Consider the following 17,162-nt stretch of genomic DNA (forward strand, 5'->3'; position numbering starts at 1 on the left):
GCCTTCAGGTTTTAAGTAAGGTACAACAAATGACAAAGCACTACTCATATTGGTTCAAGCAAGCGTTGGAACAAGAGTTCGGCAACATCAATGCGGGGCTAGATTCGGCTAAGCCGCTCCAAAAAGATGTCAACTGTGATATCGCCATTGTTGGCGGTGGCTATACGGGTTTATGGACGGCGATTTTAATCAAACAACAGCAACCCGAAAAGCATGTTGTCGTGATTGAAAAAGGCCTATGTGGTAGCGGTGCTTCTGGTGCGAACGGCGGTTGCATGCTGACGTGGTCAACCAAGTATCCGACGCTGAAAAAGCTCTATGGAAAAGAACAAGCGAAATGGTTGGTTAAGGAATCGGAAAAGGTTATATACGAGATCGAATCCTTCTGTAACGAACACAAGATTGACGCGCATCTATATCGCAGCGGAACTTACTACACGGCGACCAATGAAGCTCAAAAGGGTGGAATGGAGCCTGTTGTTAATGAGCTGGTTAAGCAGGGTATCAATAGCTGGAAGAAGTGCGACAATTCTTTGGCTGATAAAGCGGGATCTGAACACCATATTGAGGGTTACTACTCAGAAGCTGCGGGTAGTGTGCAGCCAGCGTTATTGGCTAGAGGTTTGCGCCGAGTCGCGCTTGAACTGGGTGTCGAAATTCACGAAAACACAGAGATGACATCACTCGACTATGGCTCTCCCGCTCGAATTCAAACCAAAGGCGGGTCAGTATTTGCGGATAAAGTGATTTTGGCACTCAATGCGTGGATGCTCGATCACTTCAAAGAGTTCAAACGCAGCATTGTGGTTGTCTCTTCAGATATGGTGGTGACCAAGCCCATTCCTGAAAAGCTCAAGAAGTTTGGCCCAGAGAAAGGGGCGGCGGTGGTGGATTCGCGTATCTTTGTCCACTACTACCGAGATACCCAGGACGGACGACTCATGTTGGGCAAAGGCGGCAATAAATTCTCGTTTGCCAATCAAGTTGAAAGCATGTTTAACCAAACGACTAACTACCTGCCGATTCTCAATCAATCGTTCCAAAAACTGTTCCCTAAATTGGAACAAAGTGAATTCGATTACAACTGGTCTGGCGGCTCAGATCGTTCGGTTACCGGATTGCCATTTTTCGGTAACCTAAAAGGCCAAAGCAACATCTATTATGGGCTTGGTTATTCAGGCAATGGCGTTGCTCAAGCCCGTATGGGCGGGAAGATTTTGTCAGCAATGGTGCTCGATATCGACAATGCTTGGACACGAAGCGGTTTAACTAAAGGCCCGTTAGGACACTTCCCGCCAGAGCCATTTCGTTGGGTAGGTGCGATGATGGTGCGTGATGCGGTACGAAGAAAAGAGAACGCGGAAGATTCGGGTAACACGCCATTGTGGCTAGATAAACAGTTATCCAAACTCGCAGGTGCGGCGGGCAAAGCCGACAAGGTTGAATCATAGATTAATCTTGCGTTTAAATTAGAAGTTTACATTAAGGCTCTCAGTGATTTATGGGCAAGTCACTGAGGGCTTTCAACGTTGAACGAACTGTTAATGCTGAACAAATAGCAATCCTTAATGCTTATTATATCTGCAATATAACTGTCATTTAGCTACTATAAATTTGTCACTCAACTGCAATATTCTCAGTTTAAATTTGGTATATACCATATAGAGAGTGCTGTAGTATGAGCAACCAAACTTATTTGAATATTGAAAACGTTGTAAAGCAATTTGGCCAATTTACAGCGTTAAAAGACATCTCCCTATCGATAGATAAAGGCGAGTTCGTCTGCTTCCTTGGCCCATCTGGCTGTGGAAAAACCACCTTATTACGTGCGATTGCAGGCCTAGACTTACCAACGTCAGGTTCCATTGAGCAGAACGGTAATGATACGACCTTCTTGCCACCAGAAAAGCGCGACTTTGGCATCGTGTTCCAATCTTACGCTTTGTTTCCAAATCTCACTGTAGAAGAAAACATTGCGATTGGTCTGAAAAACCAAGGCATGTCGACCAAAGAAGCCCTTGAGACGGTTGAGTCTTGGTTAGAGACCATCGGCTTACCAACGTCTGGTCAGAAATACCCAAATCAGCTATCTGGTGGACAACAGCAGCGTGTTGCTCTGGCTCGCGCATTAGCCTTGTCTCCAGGCTTGTTGTTACTCGATGAACCGCTGTCTGCGTTGGATGCGAAGGTAAGAACACATCTGCGTGACGAGATCTGCCAACTGCAACGCAAGTTGGGTATCACCACTATCATGGTGACGCACGACCAAGATGAAGCCTTAACGATGGCAGACCGAATTGTGGTGATGAATCATGGTGTTATCGAGCAGGTCGGTGCTCCTCAAGAGATCTACCAAAAACCTGTCAGTCGTTTTGTGGCTGAGTTTGTTGGTAGCATGAACTTCATTCAAGCTTCTGTTGCGGCTCAAGGCAAGATGCGTATTGCTGAGTCAATGCTGCCGTTACCTGGCTTAGATAATCTCACGCCAAATCTGGGTGATGTTTTTGATATTGCCGTTCGTCCAGAGCAAATCCAGTTTGTTGATCGTTTTAGTGAATCCTTGCCAGTGAGAATCGTATCAAGCGAATTCTTAGGGGCGTTTTATCGTGTTGAGTGTCAATTGCAACATGACTCAACGGCGAAAGAGATCATCGTTGATGTACCCGTCAAAGAGTTCAACCGATTGAAGCTGCGTCGCAGTGATATTCGTTACGTGGCGTTTGATCAAGAAGGCCTTAGAGCTTACTCATCGAAAAGCCTGCAAGTGATGAAAGACGAGGCGGCGTAATCAATCATGGAATCGACTCAAATGATGCAATCTAAGCTGCTAATTCAACGACGAGTACAACCTTTTCTGGCTCGGTTAAGCAAAGACAACGTAATTCTATTTGGGCTGTTGGCCTTTTTGTCTGTGGTCATGACGTTGTTTATCCTGATGCCACTGTGGGCAATGTTGAAAAAGAGTGTTCAGAACGCAGACGGTGAATTTGTAGGTTTACAGAATTTCGCTACGTATTTTGCGTCTCAAAGCCTGTGGCAGTCGGTAGGCAATACCTTCACGCTTGGATTGCTAGTGACCGTAGTCGTGGGTGTCTTGGCGTTTGGTTATGCCTATGCGCTAACTCGTTCATGCATGCCTTTTAAGGGGCTTTTTCAAGTACTGGGTTCTGCGCCTATTCTTGCTCCGTCACTGCTTCCTGCAATCAGTTTGATCTTCTTATTTGGTAACCAAGGTATCGCTAAAGAAGTCTTGGGGGGCAACTCGGTTTATGGTTTGATTGGTATCTCACTGGGCTTGATATTTTGGACGTTTCCACACGCCTTGATGATTCTGACCACCTCATTAAGAACCTCTGACGCTCGCCTTTATGAGGCAGCACGTGCACTCAATACTTCATCGTTAAAAACTTTCTTTATGGTGACGTTACCTGCGGCAAAATACGGCTTGATCAGTACCCTGATCGTTGTGTTTACGCTGGTGGCTTGTGACTTTGGTGTGCCAAAGGTGATAGGTGGTAGCTACAACGTGTTATCGACTGACATCTTTAAGCAGGTGGTTGGTCAACAGAACTTCTCTATGGGTGCAGTAACCAGTATCTTGCTGCTATTACCTGCGTTGCTTGCGTTTACCGTTGACCGCTGGGTTCAAAAGAAACAAAAGAGCTTGTTTGATACTCGTTCTGTCGCGTACCAACCTGAACCTAGTTCACTACGTGATGGCTTATGTTTCCTTTATTGCACCATCATCTCTGCTGCTGTGGTTATTGTGTTGGGCATGGCGATATACGGTTCGATGGTCACCTTCTGGCCTTGGAACAAAGCGCTGACGCTAAACAACTACAACTTCGCAGAAATGAGTACTTATGGTTGGGCGCCATTCTTCAACTCCTTAACGCTTGGTGCTTGGACTGCGGTTATTGGTACTGTTCTGATTTTCTTAGGTGCATACTGCATTGAGAAAGGTCGCGCCTTCGGTCCTGTTCGTCAAGCGATGCAAATGCTCAGCGTTGTTCCGATGGCCGTTCCGGGTATGGTGCTGGGTTTGGGTTATATCTTCTACTTCAATGATTTGAGTAACCCACTTAACTTCTTGTATGGCACGATGGCGTTCTTGGTGATTAATACCGTGGTTCACTACTACACGGTAGGGCACATGACGGCGTTAACGGCATTGAAACAACTGCCTTCCGAAATTGAAGCAACAGCGGCTTCGGTAAACTTACCGCAATACAAGCTGTTCTTTAAGGTGACGTTACCTGTTTGTCTGCCGGCGATTTTAGATATTGCGACATACCTGTTTATTAATGCACTTACCACGACATCTGCGGTAGTATTCTTGTATTCTACCAATACGATTCCAGCGTCAGTATCAGTACTGAATATGGACGATGCAGGTCAAACCGGTGCAGCAGCAGCGATGGCGGTGATGATCATGATATCTGCAGCGAGTGCGAAGTTGATTCATATGCTAATCAACAAGTTATTCGATAAGCGCACCCAAGCTTGGCGTAAACGCTAGCGAACCACTTATATTGCAGTTGGCCAAGGAGTGGCTGACGACAAGAACAAGAATGAAAGGAAATGAAGTGCAGTACGTAAAAATCAAAGATGTCATCGTAGAGCAGATAGAGTCGGGGATGTTAACACCACGACAGAAGCTGCCTGCGGAACGTAAGCTGGCTGAATCGTTTGATACGACTCGAGTTACCTTACGCGAAGCCTTGTCTTCACTTGAAGCGGAAGGGCGCATTTATCGAGAAGACCGACGTGGTTGGTTTATCTCTCCCGAGCCGCTTCGTTACGATCCAACACAAACGCTGAACTTCACCAATATGGCTCTATCGCAGAATCGACAGCCGAAAACTGAGTTGGTGGCGGCGAAAGGAATGTTAGCAACCAAGGAGGCGACTCGGCTTCTTGAGTTACAACCTTTCTCGGACGTTTATCGAGTAGACAGAGTTCGTTATCTTGAAGATAGGCCGGTTGTGTATGTGACCAACTACATTCGACCAGAGTTGTTCCCTAACTTGCTTGATTATGACTTGTCTAAATCGTTGACGGACATCTACCGCGAACACTTTGGTGTGGTGTATCAGAAGATCCGTTACCGAGTGAGCACAACGTCTTTACTTGGCGAGACAGCGCAAGCCCTGCGTGCGACTTCTGGCTCACCTGCAATGGTTGTTGAGCGTGTTAACTACAATCAAAACGGCGATCTGATTGACTGTGATATTGAGTATTGGCGTCATGACGCGATCAGTATTGAGTCAATCGCGCAGCTAGAGCGCTAGTCATACGTTAGAACGTTAGCATATCTGCAATTATGCAGGATTGCCCAATTGAAAAGTTCAAAGGTCTCTTATTCGGAGGCCTTTTTATCACCTGTTGTCAGCCGTTGTGCTAATTCATCTATAATTTAGGAATGAAATGGAATTCTCTGCCATCGTCATCGTGACTATTTCGGCTTTGCTTCACGCGGGTTGGAACGTTCTAGGTAAATCGAATCAAGGATCGGGCTCGTCTTTCTTCTTAGCCTCTGGCTTTGCCGCTGCTGCGATATTGACGCCTTACTTGATCTGGTATGTTCACAGCGTTGGACTGTCAAATATCTTACTTCCATTTTGGCAACTGGTTTTCTTGAGTGGGATCTGTCAAATCATCTATTTGATTGGGTTAGGCGCGGCCTATAAACAAGCTGATATCGGTGTGATTTACCCAATGGCACGGGCACTGCCCGTGTTGATGGTGGGTTTAGGCACGGTGTTGATAGGCTATGAGCTGTCACCTAATCAATGGTTTGGCTTCACCTTGATTACCTTGGGTTGTTTGTTTGTACCACTTAAGAAGTTTTCAGATCTTAGGTTAAAAGCGTATCTCAACCTTGGCGTACTGTGGGCGTTAATCGCGGCCATTGGTACCACGGGCTATTCCATCATTGATAAAGAAGCGCTTCTGTTACTCGATCCTTTGAGCACACCAGTTATAACTAACAAGCACACCGCGATTTTCTACCTAGGCATTCAGTTTTGGGCAATTGTGATTCCGTTGAGTGTTTGGTTATTCGTAACCAACCAAAGAATCGAGTTTACTAATGCTTGGATACTGCGAAAGAAAGCCACGCTTGCAGGCATTATGATGGCTTCGACCTATGGCTTAGTGCTGTTTGCGATGACCATGACTGAAAATGTCAGCTTGGTTGTTGCTCTTAGGCAAGTGAGTATCATTTTCGGCGTAGTGATGGGGATCTACTTTTTAAAGGAAAAGTGGCACGCGACTCGCGGTGTAGGCGTATCTCTAATTATTGCTGGCTTAGTTATCTCATTGACTTAAAAGATCGCCTGAGTGATTGGGGATTTGTGAATAGGTATCTCTATTAAGTTAAATGAAAAAACGCCCTTAGCGAAACAAACTTCGTTAAGGGCGTTTTCTCTTTATCTAGTAAGAAGCTGTAGGTAGTAAAAGACTTACCCCGCTAAATCTTGAGCATCTTGCTGTTTCAACACTTTGTGGCCATCTTCAGTGACACCACGTTTCCAGTAGCTGCTGATGTAGATGTTCTCTTTCGCGACTTCTTTTTCGTTGCGGAAGTATTGTCTTAGCTCACGCATGCTTTCAAATTCACACGCTGTCCATATTGAAACCTGACCTTCTAACCATTCTGTGTTGCGCACGGTTTGTGAAAGTGACTCTGAGGTTTCATCTTCAATCAACCAGGTTACTTTGATACCTTGAGGAGTCTCAAGTACCTGCTTATCTGCTGCTGAGTTGATCTGAATGATAGCGTGACCAGTTGCTGTTTCTGGGAGCGTTTTTACTTTTGCAGAAAGCGCAGGTAGGGACGTCATGTCTGCAACTAAGAAGAACCAGTCTGACTCTAGGTTAAGCCCCTGAATTAAACCAGGACCAGCCACTGAAATAGTGTCACCCACTTTCGCGTTCATTGCCCACCTTGCAGCAAAGCCACACTGCAAATCTTTAGTGATGTGACGAACAAAATCAACTTCAATCCACTGCTCTACAGGATTGTACTGACGAATGGTGTAGGTACGCATGGTTGGGCGCTCACCTTCGTTTAGCTGGCTTAAATCAGTCGTGCCAAGTGGCGAGAATAAAAGCTTGATGTAGCCGCCGGCACATTCTGTTGGGTATTTACTTAATCCCTCACCGCTAAGCGTTATGCGCTGCATGTTTGGAGTAATTGTTGAGGTTTGAGTAACGGTTAATGTGATAGGGCTAGGCTTGCTCATATAAGGCTCTCTTAGATTTGGATTTCCACATCATAATCCTGAACTAAAAAACACTCAATACTAATAGTTATCATTTACTTTTATTTACACATGTACTACCTAACTTATACGACAGATCCTATTGAGAAACGGATCCTACAAAAAGAGCCCTTTAGAAAACTAAAGGGCTCTTAGGATTGGTTTGACTCAGCGAACAGAATTAGCTGTTTGCTTGCTCTAGTTCAATCGTTTCTTCAGCGGCTTTCGCAGCTTCTAGCATCTTACGAATAATGAACGATGCTGCCATTGCGATACCTACCATCACGACGGCAAGAACAGTCAGCATTTGGAAGTAATCACCGTAAACCGTTTGCACGATCTCTTGTGTGATCTCTTGACCTTTCTCTAGTGCAATAGACGTTGAGAATACCGCGCCAACAATGCCTGATAGTGCGATAGCAACAGAGAACAAGCTTACTGAGAAGTTTTCAATGTGCTTAGGTGCAACAGACAGGATGAAGGCTACAACCATTGAACCTACAATCACTTCACCGAATGCTAGGAAGAAGTGAATCGCTAGGAAGACTTCTGGGCGGATCAGAATATCGTCACCAACTGTCGTTACTGCCATCGTAAGGATACCGAAAGCGATAGCCGTGAGGATGAAAGAGAAACCGACTTTGGTTGCAGTTGAGAAGTTAATGTTTTTCTTTTCTAGGTTAGAGAAGATACCCGCGATGATAGGGCCAGCAACCATACACCATAGTGGGTTCATTGCCATTGAAGCTTCAGGTGCGACAGGGATGAAACCAAATAGATCGCCACGCATTGTGTTGATCGCTACCATTGTCATCGAAGTCATCATCTGACCGTAGTACACGAAGAAACATGTCGTCAGGAATGTGATGATTAAGATAGTCCCCATTTTTAGCATGTCTGATTTCTTCGATTTCATCATCAAAGAGACAAAGTAGATGATCGCTGCACCACCGATTGCGTACACGATGTTTTGGCCAATATCCATGTTAGAGAACATGAAGAATACCAAGCCGATCATTGCTGCAGAAAGACCAAGGAACGCTGCCCAGTTTTTAGTGCTTACTGGTTTTTGGTCGATTTCAGCACTTGCTTCAACAAGGCCTTTGCGAACAAAGATCATCATCAGAAGCGCAGCACCGGCTAGCACCGCTGAAAGAAGGAAACCACCGTGGAAACCAACAACAAGTACTAGCATTGGGAACAGGTATTGGCCTAACAGAGCACCAATATTGTTTACTGAGTAGTTGATTGGGTAGCAGTTCTCAAAATCTTCTTGAGTTTTGAACGTGCGTTTGTAAAGACTTGGGTAAGAAGGGGACATCAAACCACGTGCATAACTTGCTAACGCAATACCACATAATGCCATCGGAACATTGGTTGCTGCTGCACCAAGTACCAGTAGAACGTAACCACTTGCGAACCCTAGGAAGGCAATGGTTAAAGATCGGTAAGCGCCTAAAAACTTGTCGGCGATAAAGCCACCTGCGATAGCAAATAGCGGTCCGATTGCAGAGAAAGCACCAACAACCATCATGGTGTCGGCTTCATTGTAGTTCAGATCTTCAAGGAAGAAACGAGTCAAGATCACCATGACGCCATAGAACGAAAGTCCGAACATCATTTGGCAGAACATCATTGATTTGTTTAATCTATTCCACATTATTTTATTCTCACGTTTGTATTAATATGTAGTGTAATTACCCGATTATACTATCATTAGTAGTAATACATAAACTGAAACATCTGTCCCAAACAGAACTATACTCGATATATCTTTTCTTATGAGTGCATTCATATTTCTCATGAATGAGATTTGCAACGTTAGATTTTGCAAGTGGATGCATGGCGGTATGAAATTTAGCCATCATCATTTGTGGCTAAGTAATGAACTAATAAAGGGAAAGTTAGAGGTAGTCATTCTGTAAGTTATTTTGAGTGAGTATCACTTTCAATTAGCTGTTGGGCTTTAGCCAATAAAAAAGCCAGCTTGGTGGCTGGCTTTGTTGAGATATTGAAAACTAAGTTTACAAGAATGCTGTCTCTATAGAGGCTTTCTCCACTCGTGTTCCTGTCTTTTATTCACAAGGTGGTGCCATGTGGATCACGGCTAGGCCGCCTAGAGAAGTTTCACGGTACTTCTTGTTCATGTCTTTACCTGTTTGGTACATGGTCTCGATAACCTTGTCTAACGAGATAAGACACTTGCTGGTACGTTTCAACGCCATGCGCGATGCATTGATGGCTTTCATTGCACCCATTGCGTTACGTTCGATACATGGCACCTGAACAAGTCCGCCGATCGGATCGCATGTCATGCCCAGTGAGTGTTCCATCGCGATCTCAGCGGCAATACAAATCTGTTCGTTGCTACCACCACGTAGGGCAGTTAGGCCTGCTGCGGCCATTGATGAAGAAACGCCGACTTCACCCTGACAACCTACCTCTGCGCCAGAAATCGAAGCGTTGGTTTTGTATAAGATGCCGATTGCACCAGAGACAGCCAAGAAGTCTTTAAGCTGCTTAGTGTCTAGCTCTTTGATGAAGCGATGGTAGTACATTAATACCGCAGGAATAACCCCAGCCGCACCGTTGGTCGGTGATGTCACGACCTGACCGCCCGCTGCGTTTTCTTCACTTACAGCAAAGGCAAATAGGTTAATCCAATCCATGATCTCCATTGGATCGTTTTCAATCGAGGCATTTGCTTCCAGCTTTTTAAGCAGAGCAGGTGCTCGACGAGTGACTTCTAGACCGCCATCAAGAATGCCTTCCGTGTCAAAGCCACGCTGCATACACAGAGACATCACCTTCCAAATTTGGTCGGCTTTCTGGTCAATCACATCCATACCTTGGAAAGACACTTCGTTACGCAGAATTAAGCCACCAAGGCTCAGTCCTTGTTGTTCGGATAGTTCAAGTAACTGATCAGCGGAAGAGAAAGGGAACTCAACTTGTGTTTCTGCTTCCTGTTTGCCGTTTTGTAGCTCATCAGCGGTTGCGATAAAGCCACCACCAATCGAGTAGTAGGTTTCCATATCCAGAAGGCTGCCGCTTTCGTCAAAGGCAGAGATAGTCATGCCATTTTCATGCAACGGAAGGTTAGTTTTGTGGAAGAGCAGATCGCTTTCTACATCGAAATAAATTTCATGGTTACCGCTAACCAATAGAGATTTATCTTCAATCGCCTTACGCATTGCTTGGTTAGCACTGGTGATTTTAATGGTGTCGGGGCGGTTACCTAGCAAACCTAACAAGGTCGCTCTGTCTGTGTGGTGACCAATACCCGTCAATGATAACGAGCCGTATAAGTCGATTTGAATACGCTTCACTTGCTTAAGCTGAGCATCAATTTTTTGGGTAAAGTTAAACCCAGCGATCATTGGTCCATTTGTGTGGGAGCTGGATGGTCCAACCCCAATTTTGTAGATATCAAAAATAGACAGCATAGTAACTTCCTGTGAAGACGGTTCGATGGACGAACTCTGTGTAAAATTTGTATTTGGTTAGTTGCACTTCTTTGAGTGAACCTGTTCTGTGGGTGAAACAGTTATGCGATAGAGCGTATTCATTGATTGAAAGGGCTCTTTTATCGACTAGTGCTAACAAGCATAGAGCGATGAAATACAAGAGCGTGCTATGTTTGCTGTAAAGCGACACGTTTATTCTTGTATTACCTAAGATGTCGCTATCAATAGTGAGCATTATTGCGAGCAACATATAAGAATTTCAAAATACTTTTGTTAACAAGTATTGTATACATAATTCACTCCATCTAATCCCCAAAACGAGACTTGAACATAAAATGAGCATTAATCACCTCCTTATTGTGCTGGGTAAGCGACTTAATGAGAATAAATTGACTGATGAAGGAATCAGTCGAGTTGATGCTTTGGTTGAGTATCTGGCGGAGCCTTTGGTAGAAGAGTCGAATCAGCAAACTGCGGTAGCATTTTGTGGTGGGCTAACAAAAGGGCAAACACTGTCTGAAGCCGACGCGATGCACCAGTACTTTAGAAAGCTTGAAAAGCAGCGTGAACATCCGTTTTCTTTAGGGGCGATTTTGCTCGAGCAGCACTCGACCAACACTGTCGAGAACATACAGAACTTGGCCTCAGAGATGATTGCAAGCGGGCTGTTTACTCGCGGGCAAAGTGTGCAAGTGACATTCGTTTCGAATGACTACCATTTACAACGTATATTCGAGATTCAATCGCTCATGGGCGAGCAAGGTTTGCTTAAAGTTCTCATCGAGAAGTGTTCCGCACTTGGGGTAGAGCAGCAAATAGATCGCAGGTTGGAGGCTCATGTTGCGGTGCCATACCCACATCAAAGTGCTCAGGGGCAATTGTTTCTGTTGATGGACGTACTGACGACCTACCGAGTTTATCTTGAAGGTGTTTGTGCGGGCGCATTTAAGCGAGATTTAGAGTTGGTTAGACGAGAGCCAGAAAGACTGTCTTTGGAAGCATTGGTCACTGCCAAAGAGCTCGTTGGACGTTCATCTGACTTTGACATTGTGGAGAGTTTACTCCCAGCATTGGAGCGCTGTATCCAGCAGACTTCAGTGGGTACCGATGTAAAAAAAGTCAGGGAATACCTAGCTCTACTAGATACTAACCTGACTTTATTGAATCGTTATTTAGATCCGGAATCGGATCACACACATCGCTGGTGGCGATAGGTGATTATTTCTTTCTCGTGATGCCAAAAGCTAGAAGTTCAGTGCCTTCTTCAGCGATGTTTTTAACCGCTCGAACGTAATCATCGCCCATAACATTGTGCCAGAAGGCTCATGTGTTTTTTACAGTGATTAACTTTGGTTTTCTGAATCTTGCTCATGGTTATTGCGGTAGTACTCCCACTGTTCAATGCGCTCGCCGTCATCGAATACACAGTAAGTTGTACGCTGATTGTTTTCAGTAACCGTGTCTAATTCACCGTCTTGTTGAACACAATAAACCGCTGCTGGGTTAGCGACTGAAACACGTTGGCCCTCGCTATATTCTGCATAGTCGTTTGCACAACCGCCTAATACAACGGCACATACAGCCATCAAACCAATTTTCTTCATGTCTATCTCCTACGTGATAACTCTATAATCGAATGCGTTAAGTTCTACAGAACCAAATGAGAAGCTCTATGAAATTAGTATATTTTAGATTTCAGAAAAGGTTGTCCTAATTTGGTCAAGATATTGAAATAGGTTGATATTTCTTCATGTTTAACGACTTTTTGAGTGTTAGATCAAGCTAAGTGGATTCAAGTTACCGTAGGAATATCCCCGTCCGATCCGTTCTGGTTAGCGGTTGTGAACCTCGAATCTATTGATGATTATGATATGATGCCGCCAAATTCAGTAGAGCAGTCAGAATCATGAGACACCTAAAAACAACCATCCATCCTGATATCGACCATCTAGACAATAAAACGGTCTATAAGCGCAACGCTGCCCGTGCCATTGTGTTAGATGGTGAAGACATTCTGATGCTGTATACAGAGCGTTATCACGACTACACCATTCCTGGTGGTGGTTTGGATGAAGGGGAAGATGTGATCGCAGGTATGGTTCGTGAACTCGAAGAAGAGACTGGCGCGAAGAATATCCATAGCATCAAGCCGTTCGGCATTTTTGAAGAGTTTCGTCCTTGGTACAAAGACGATGCAGACATGATGCACATGATTTCTTACTGCTACTCATGCAAGATCGATCGTGAGCTTGGTGAAACGGCTTACGAAGATTATGAAGTGAAAAACGGGATGAAACCGGTGTGGATGAATATCCATGAAGCGATCGCTCATAACGAAAAGACCATGGCAGAGAGCCCTAAGAAGGGCATGAGTATTGAACGTGAAACCTTTTTGCTGCATTTGATTGCCAAAGAGATGCTTTAGCCGTTATCAATACTAGCCTGCTAAGCTATTTATTTGCCGCCACTTTTGGCGGCAAAATTGTTTCTAGCAATGCTAAAATTTAATAGCGGAAACTAATTATTGAATATGGTTGATATTGTCAACTAAGTGTTTTTGATGTATCTTTACCTCAGCGATAAACCTATCTAGCTTAACTGCCCGGTTATATCGTTAAATCTCGCTGTGAGCCTGCCCTAAACAAAGAATACTATGAATAAAAGACAGTTTATTGCCCATTATCTGCGCATGAATCGCACCTCGTACTTATTGGCGATTGTGTTCATCTTTCTCGTCAACTGGTTACAAGTAGAGATCCCTCGTTATATCCAATTGGCGATAGATTTGATTGATGATGCCTCTTCAACTGGCCACCAACAGCTTCAAACCTATGTTTGGATTGTGGTCGGGATGTCGGTTGCCATGGTGGTGGTGAGAATTCTGTCTCGTATCTATGCGCTTAATCCGGGGCGAATTACAGAGGCCGCACTTAAAAGTACACTTCTACAAAAGTTGAATCGCTTACCGAGCAGCTTTCACGAACGCTTTGCTTCGGGTCGACTGATCTCGATTATCAACAATGACCTTAGTGGCATTCGACTGCTGTTTGGTGTCGGCTTCTTGCAGTTCTTCAATGCCTTGCTTGCGTTGTCGTTGACGCCTCTTTACATGTGGCGCATATCGCCAGAACTCACACTGTATTCGATTATTCCTATCTCAATCGCTTTTGTGATTTTCCGTGTGGGCTTCAAGCGTATGAAAACGCTGCATTTAGAGCACATGAAGCGTCTACAAAACCTGTCTGCTCAACTAATGAGTTACCTGTCTGGGATTGACTTGATTAAGAGCCAGCAGATGTCACCTTGGGTGAAAGCCGAAACTGAAAAGCTGAACCAGTTATTGCTTGAATGCCGCCTTAAAATTACACGCATTCAAGTCTTCTTTATGCCGGTACTCGACTACGCCAATGACCTGATGAAAATCATCATTCTTGGGCTTGGTGGCTACATGTTAATGAGACAGGAACTCACACTTGGTGAGATTACCGCCTTTCTGACTTACTCGGTTTTGCTCGCTATGCCATTGATGCAACTTGGCAGAATCGCGACCATTTATCAGCGTGGCATGGTAGGTATTCAAAGTGCACAAACCATTCTTAATGCCAAAGTCCCGGAGCTTGATGAAGATAAGCTGACTGAACTAGATGTTGAATCACTGAAGGGAAAAACGTTTTCTGTTCGCAACCTCAGCTTCAGCTATTCAGGTGAAGAACGCGTGATTCTCGATGACATCAGCTTTGATATTCCAGCAGGTAAGAAAGTGGGTGTGTTAGGCGGGATCGGAGCGGGTAAAACGACATTAGTGAACTGCTTAAACCACCACTTGGATGTACCACAAGGTTCTGTTTTCCTTGGTGAAAGAGATGTCACTAGCTTCTCACGCAGTGACTTACGCCGTTACGTGAAAACCGTGACTCAAGACCCTTACCTGTTTTCAGCAACCGTCGAAGACAATATCCGCTTTGGTAGCCTAGATACCGATTTGGCAAAGAGTCAGGTTGATGAAGTGCTAGAGCTCAGCCAGTTGGCTAGTGATGTGACACGTTTTGAACACGGCGATCAAACCTTAGTCGGTGAGAAAGGGATCATGTTGTCAGGTGGTCAGAAGCAGCGCTTAAGTATTGCGCGTGCTTTATTGCAACCCACCGACCTGATCATCATGGATAACGTTCTATCGGCTGTCGACTATGAAACAGAACGTAAGATCTTGGAAGGTTTGTTTAAACGTTTGGAAAATCAATCGGTTCTTGTGGTTTCACACCGCGTTAATGCCCTTGAATATATGGATGAAGTCATCGTGTTGAACGAAGGTAAAGTGATCGCGAAGGGCGACCACGCCACGTTATTGAAAACCTGTGATTACTATTACGATACATGGCAACTACAGCAGAATGAAACGGAGGCAGCAGCATGTTAAAACGTGTTGATCTCAAGTACCTCAAGCACTTTTTTAAGTTTGCTAAGAAATACAAAGGCTCTGCGATTCTGGGCATCGCTATGCTTCCTCTTTCTGTCATCACGAGCTTGTTGTTCCCTTGGCTGATCATTCAAGTGATCGATGTTCACCTGAGTCACGGGGATATGGATGGTCTGCTCGAGTACGTCTTCTATCTCGTTGCCGTGCTGGTGGCGAGCTATGTGGTGGATACCACCTATTCGTACAACCTACGTAAAACCGGGCAATACACGATAACTGACATGCGCTCAGTGTTGTTTGCTCGCGTGCTCAAACTGCCACGCAGCTATTTTGATAACACACCGATTGGCGTAACGCTTTCACGATTAACCAGTGATTTGGAAACCATCGGCGAGACGTTTGTTCAGTCGGTTGTCGGGCTAGTTAAAGACAGCATCAATACCATTGCTCTGTTAGTGATGATGTTCTTTATTGATTGGCAGTTAACGATGATTGTATTGATCATTATGCCACCAGTGATGTATTTGACGGTTTATGTACGAAACCGACTTCGTGCACTCTATAAGGTGACTCGTTCTTCGTTGGCTCGCGGTATTGGCTTTTTACAAGAAGTCTTATTTGGCATGAAAACCGTTCAGATGTACCGAGCGGAAGAGCAAGTCGAGCAACGCTACCAAGGCTATACCGATGAGTTTTTAAGAGCGCAGAAGAAGATCAATAAATACGATGCGATTTTGTTCTCGTTTATCTCCGGCATCACTTCAATCACTATCGCGATTATGATCTGGTATGGCTCTGAGCAAGTGATAGAAGGAGCGCTCACCTTGGGTGTGCTGATTGCGTTCATCAATACTTTAGAGAAAGTGTTTGTTCCGATCCGAGACTTTACTTCGCAGATCGCTTCGATTCAGAGTTCATTTGCAGCGTTTGACCATATTGAAGAACTGTTTGTTGAGCCGACTGAAGAGGAAGGGCGTAACCTGCTGCCATCTAACAAGGTTGAGAAACAGCTTGAACAGTTTGTGAGCCTAGAGTTTAAGAACGTAAGCTTCCGCTACAAAGACGACTCTCCCTACGTTCTAAAGAATGTCTCGTTTGTATTGGAGAAAGGGCATCAAATCGCCCTTGTGGGTTCGACGGGTTCGGGCAAGTCGACGATTCTGCGTCTGATCTCTAAAACCTACCAAGATTATGAAGGCAGCATTTTGTTGAATGGAATAGAGCTGTCACAGATCTCAAGTGAAGACTCTGCTCATTTGTTCTCAATGATGATGCAAGACGTGCACTTATTTGAAGAGACCATTCAATTCAATATCGCGCTGGGCAAAACGCATCTATCTAGAACTGAGGTTGAACAGGCGGCGCGCTATGTTTATGCCGATAAGTTTATTGAACAATTGCCACAAGGTTATGACTTCCACTTGGAAAAGAACGGCTCCAACTTGTCTGTAGGACAAACGCAGCTTATCTCGTTCGCTAGAGCGGTTGCACAGGGTGGTCAATTGATGATGCTTGATGAGGCGACCAGTTCGGTAGATTCAATCACTGAAGACCTGATTCAAAAAGCAATGCAGCGCCTTTTCAAGGAAAAAACCGTGATTGCGATTGCACACCGTTTGAGTACCGTTCGTCACTCAGATACGATTTTGGTGTTGGAAAAGGGTGAAATTGTTGAGCAAGGTAATCATCAACAGTTGGTGGCACACAATGGTATTTATGCTGGCTTGTTACAAGAATCGATTGTAGAAACGGGCGATTCTCAAGTAACGGTGGCCTGATCACCTCAAATCAGGTTTACCGTTATCGATACTATGAATTGGTGTTGCTTATGTTTCACCAATTTCTATTCTTTTCTAGTATTCCCAGTAGCTTAGGGAAAATAAAACATATTTTACGATTATTAATATGTTATGATCTCCCTACTACTAAAGGGGTGTCTTAGGGCATCGGGATGTATGCAAGCAAAAAGAACCGGCTTGTGTCAGTCACTTTCTGGCGAATATGGAATCGAAA

At 44.6% G+C, this 17,162-nt stretch carries 13 protein-coding genes; 9 read left to right on the forward strand and 4 right to left on the reverse strand.

Annotated elements, in window-relative coordinates; genetic code table 11:
- The first annotated feature begins 29 nt into the window (after positions 1-29).
- The 5 genes from AB4558_RS06580 (at position 30) to AB4558_RS06600 (ending at position 6,330) form a co-directional block, all read left to right on the forward strand.
- Positions 30-1,451: an FAD-dependent oxidoreductase gene (locus tag AB4558_RS06580; protein ID WP_102393586.1), complete on the forward strand. Its 1,422-nt coding sequence runs from the start codon at positions 30-32 to the stop codon at positions 1,449-1,451.
- A gap of 227 nt (positions 1,452-1,678) precedes the next feature.
- The gene (locus AB4558_RS06585; RefSeq protein ID WP_017059506.1) at positions 1,679-2,788 is read left to right on the forward strand and encodes a putative 2-aminoethylphosphonate ABC transporter ATP-binding protein; all 1,110 of its coding nucleotides are present in this window, start codon (positions 1,679-1,681) and stop codon (positions 2,786-2,788) included.
- 21 nt (positions 2,789-2,809) lie between these two features.
- Positions 2,810-4,519 carry a putative 2-aminoethylphosphonate ABC transporter permease subunit gene (locus tag AB4558_RS06590; RefSeq protein WP_372126005.1) on the forward strand — a complete coding sequence of 570 codons (1,710 nt, stop codon included), beginning with the start codon at positions 2,810-2,812 and terminating at the stop codon, positions 4,517-4,519.
- Positions 4,520-4,586: 67 nt separating this feature from the next.
- Positions 4,587-5,291 (forward strand): phosphonate utilization transcriptional regulator PhnR, encoded by a 705-nt coding sequence (phnR, locus tag AB4558_RS06595; RefSeq protein ID WP_029235340.1) that lies wholly within the window; start codon positions 4,587-4,589, stop codon positions 5,289-5,291.
- Positions 5,292-5,427: 136 nt separating this feature from the next.
- A complete protein-coding gene (locus AB4558_RS06600; protein ID WP_102393583.1) occupies positions 5,428-6,330 on the forward strand; it encodes a multidrug transporter in 903 nt (300 codons plus the stop codon).
- Between the two features lie 134 nt (positions 6,331-6,464).
- Here the strand turns inward: AB4558_RS06600 and AB4558_RS06605 are convergent, their stop codons facing one another.
- The 3 genes from AB4558_RS06605 to AB4558_RS06615 form a co-directional block, all read right to left on the reverse strand.
- The gene (locus tag AB4558_RS06605) at positions 6,465-7,247 is read right to left on the reverse strand and encodes a siderophore-interacting protein (RefSeq protein WP_102332033.1); all 783 of its coding nucleotides are present in this window, start codon (positions 7,245-7,247) and stop codon (positions 6,465-6,467) included.
- Positions 7,248-7,446: 199 nt separating this feature from the next.
- Positions 7,447-8,925 carry a peptide MFS transporter gene (locus AB4558_RS06610; RefSeq protein WP_080582209.1) on the reverse strand — a complete coding sequence of 493 codons (1,479 nt, stop codon included), beginning with the start codon at positions 8,923-8,925 and terminating at the stop codon, positions 7,447-7,449.
- A gap of 415 nt (positions 8,926-9,340) precedes the next feature.
- On the reverse strand, positions 9,341-10,711 hold the full coding sequence (locus AB4558_RS06615) for an L-serine ammonia-lyase (RefSeq protein WP_017068616.1): 1,371 nt from the start codon (positions 10,709-10,711) through the stop codon (positions 9,341-9,343).
- Positions 10,712-11,067: 356 nt separating this feature from the next.
- Here AB4558_RS06615 and AB4558_RS06620 point away from each other — a divergent pair, with 356 nt between their 5' ends.
- A complete protein-coding gene (locus AB4558_RS06620; RefSeq protein WP_372072587.1) occupies positions 11,068-11,946 on the forward strand; it encodes a YdcF family protein in 879 nt (292 codons plus the stop codon).
- 129 nt (positions 11,947-12,075) lie between these two features.
- On the opposite strand, the gene AB4558_RS06625 is transcribed toward AB4558_RS06620, so the two are convergent.
- A complete protein-coding gene (locus AB4558_RS06625; protein WP_017059521.1) occupies positions 12,076-12,336 on the reverse strand; it encodes a DUF333 domain-containing protein in 261 nt (86 codons plus the stop codon).
- A gap of 302 nt (positions 12,337-12,638) precedes the next feature.
- Here AB4558_RS06625 and AB4558_RS06630 point away from each other — a divergent pair, with 302 nt between their 5' ends.
- From AB4558_RS06630 to AB4558_RS06640, 3 genes are all read left to right on the forward strand, one after another.
- Positions 12,639-13,157, forward strand: coding sequence for an NUDIX hydrolase (locus AB4558_RS06630; protein WP_017059522.1), 519 nt, complete (start codon positions 12,639-12,641; stop codon positions 13,155-13,157).
- A gap of 228 nt (positions 13,158-13,385) precedes the next feature.
- Positions 13,386-15,149, forward strand: coding sequence for an ABC transporter ATP-binding protein (locus tag AB4558_RS06635; RefSeq protein WP_017070637.1), 1,764 nt, complete (start codon positions 13,386-13,388; stop codon positions 15,147-15,149).
- Positions 15,143-16,927, forward strand: a complete 1,785-nt coding sequence (locus AB4558_RS06640) for an ABC transporter ATP-binding protein (protein WP_017064807.1) — start codon at positions 15,143-15,145, stop codon at positions 16,925-16,927. The genes AB4558_RS06635 and AB4558_RS06640 overlap by 7 nt, the downstream gene beginning before the upstream one ends.
- Positions 16,928-17,162: the final 235 nt, after the last annotated feature.

The organism is Vibrio sp. 10N.222.51.C5, from assembly GCF_041474575.1.
In the GTDB taxonomy this organism is placed as follows: Bacteria; Pseudomonadota; Gammaproteobacteria; order Enterobacterales; family Vibrionaceae; genus Vibrio; species Vibrio crassostreae_C.

What these genes read in the sequence shown, in the direction of transcription:
- AB4558_RS06580 (WP_102393586.1), top strand. Translation starts at nt 30, where the DNA reads ATGACAAAGCACTACTCATATTGGTTCAAGCAAGCGTTGGAACAAGAG.
- AB4558_RS06585 (WP_017059506.1), top strand. Translation starts at nt 1,679, where the DNA reads ATGAGCAACCAAACTTATTTGAATATTGAAAACGTTGTAAAGCAATTT.
- AB4558_RS06590 (WP_372126005.1), top strand. Translation starts at nt 2,810, where the DNA reads ATGATGCAATCTAAGCTGCTAATTCAACGACGAGTACAACCTTTTCTG.
- AB4558_RS06600 (WP_102393583.1), top strand. Translation starts at nt 5,428, where the DNA reads ATGGAATTCTCTGCCATCGTCATCGTGACTATTTCGGCTTTGCTTCAC.
- AB4558_RS06605 (WP_102332033.1), bottom strand. Translation starts at nt 7,247, where the DNA reads ATGAGCAAGCCTAGCCCTATCACATTAACCGTTACTCAAACCTCAACA.
- AB4558_RS06610 (WP_080582209.1), bottom strand. Translation starts at nt 8,925, where the DNA reads ATGTGGAATAGATTAAACAAATCAATGATGTTCTGCCAAATGATGTTC.
- AB4558_RS06615 (WP_017068616.1), bottom strand. Translation starts at nt 10,711, where the DNA reads ATGCTGTCTATTTTTGATATCTACAAAATTGGGGTTGGACCATCCAGC.
- AB4558_RS06620 (WP_372072587.1), top strand. Translation starts at nt 11,068, where the DNA reads ATGAGCATTAATCACCTCCTTATTGTGCTGGGTAAGCGACTTAATGAG.
- AB4558_RS06625 (WP_017059521.1), bottom strand. Translation starts at nt 12,336, where the DNA reads ATGAAGAAAATTGGTTTGATGGCTGTATGTGCCGTTGTATTAGGCGGT.
- AB4558_RS06630 (WP_017059522.1), top strand. Translation starts at nt 12,639, where the DNA reads ATGAGACACCTAAAAACAACCATCCATCCTGATATCGACCATCTAGAC.
- AB4558_RS06635 (WP_017070637.1), top strand. Translation starts at nt 13,386, where the DNA reads ATGAATAAAAGACAGTTTATTGCCCATTATCTGCGCATGAATCGCACC.
- AB4558_RS06640 (WP_017064807.1), top strand. Translation starts at nt 15,143, where the DNA reads ATGTTAAAACGTGTTGATCTCAAGTACCTCAAGCACTTTTTTAAGTTT.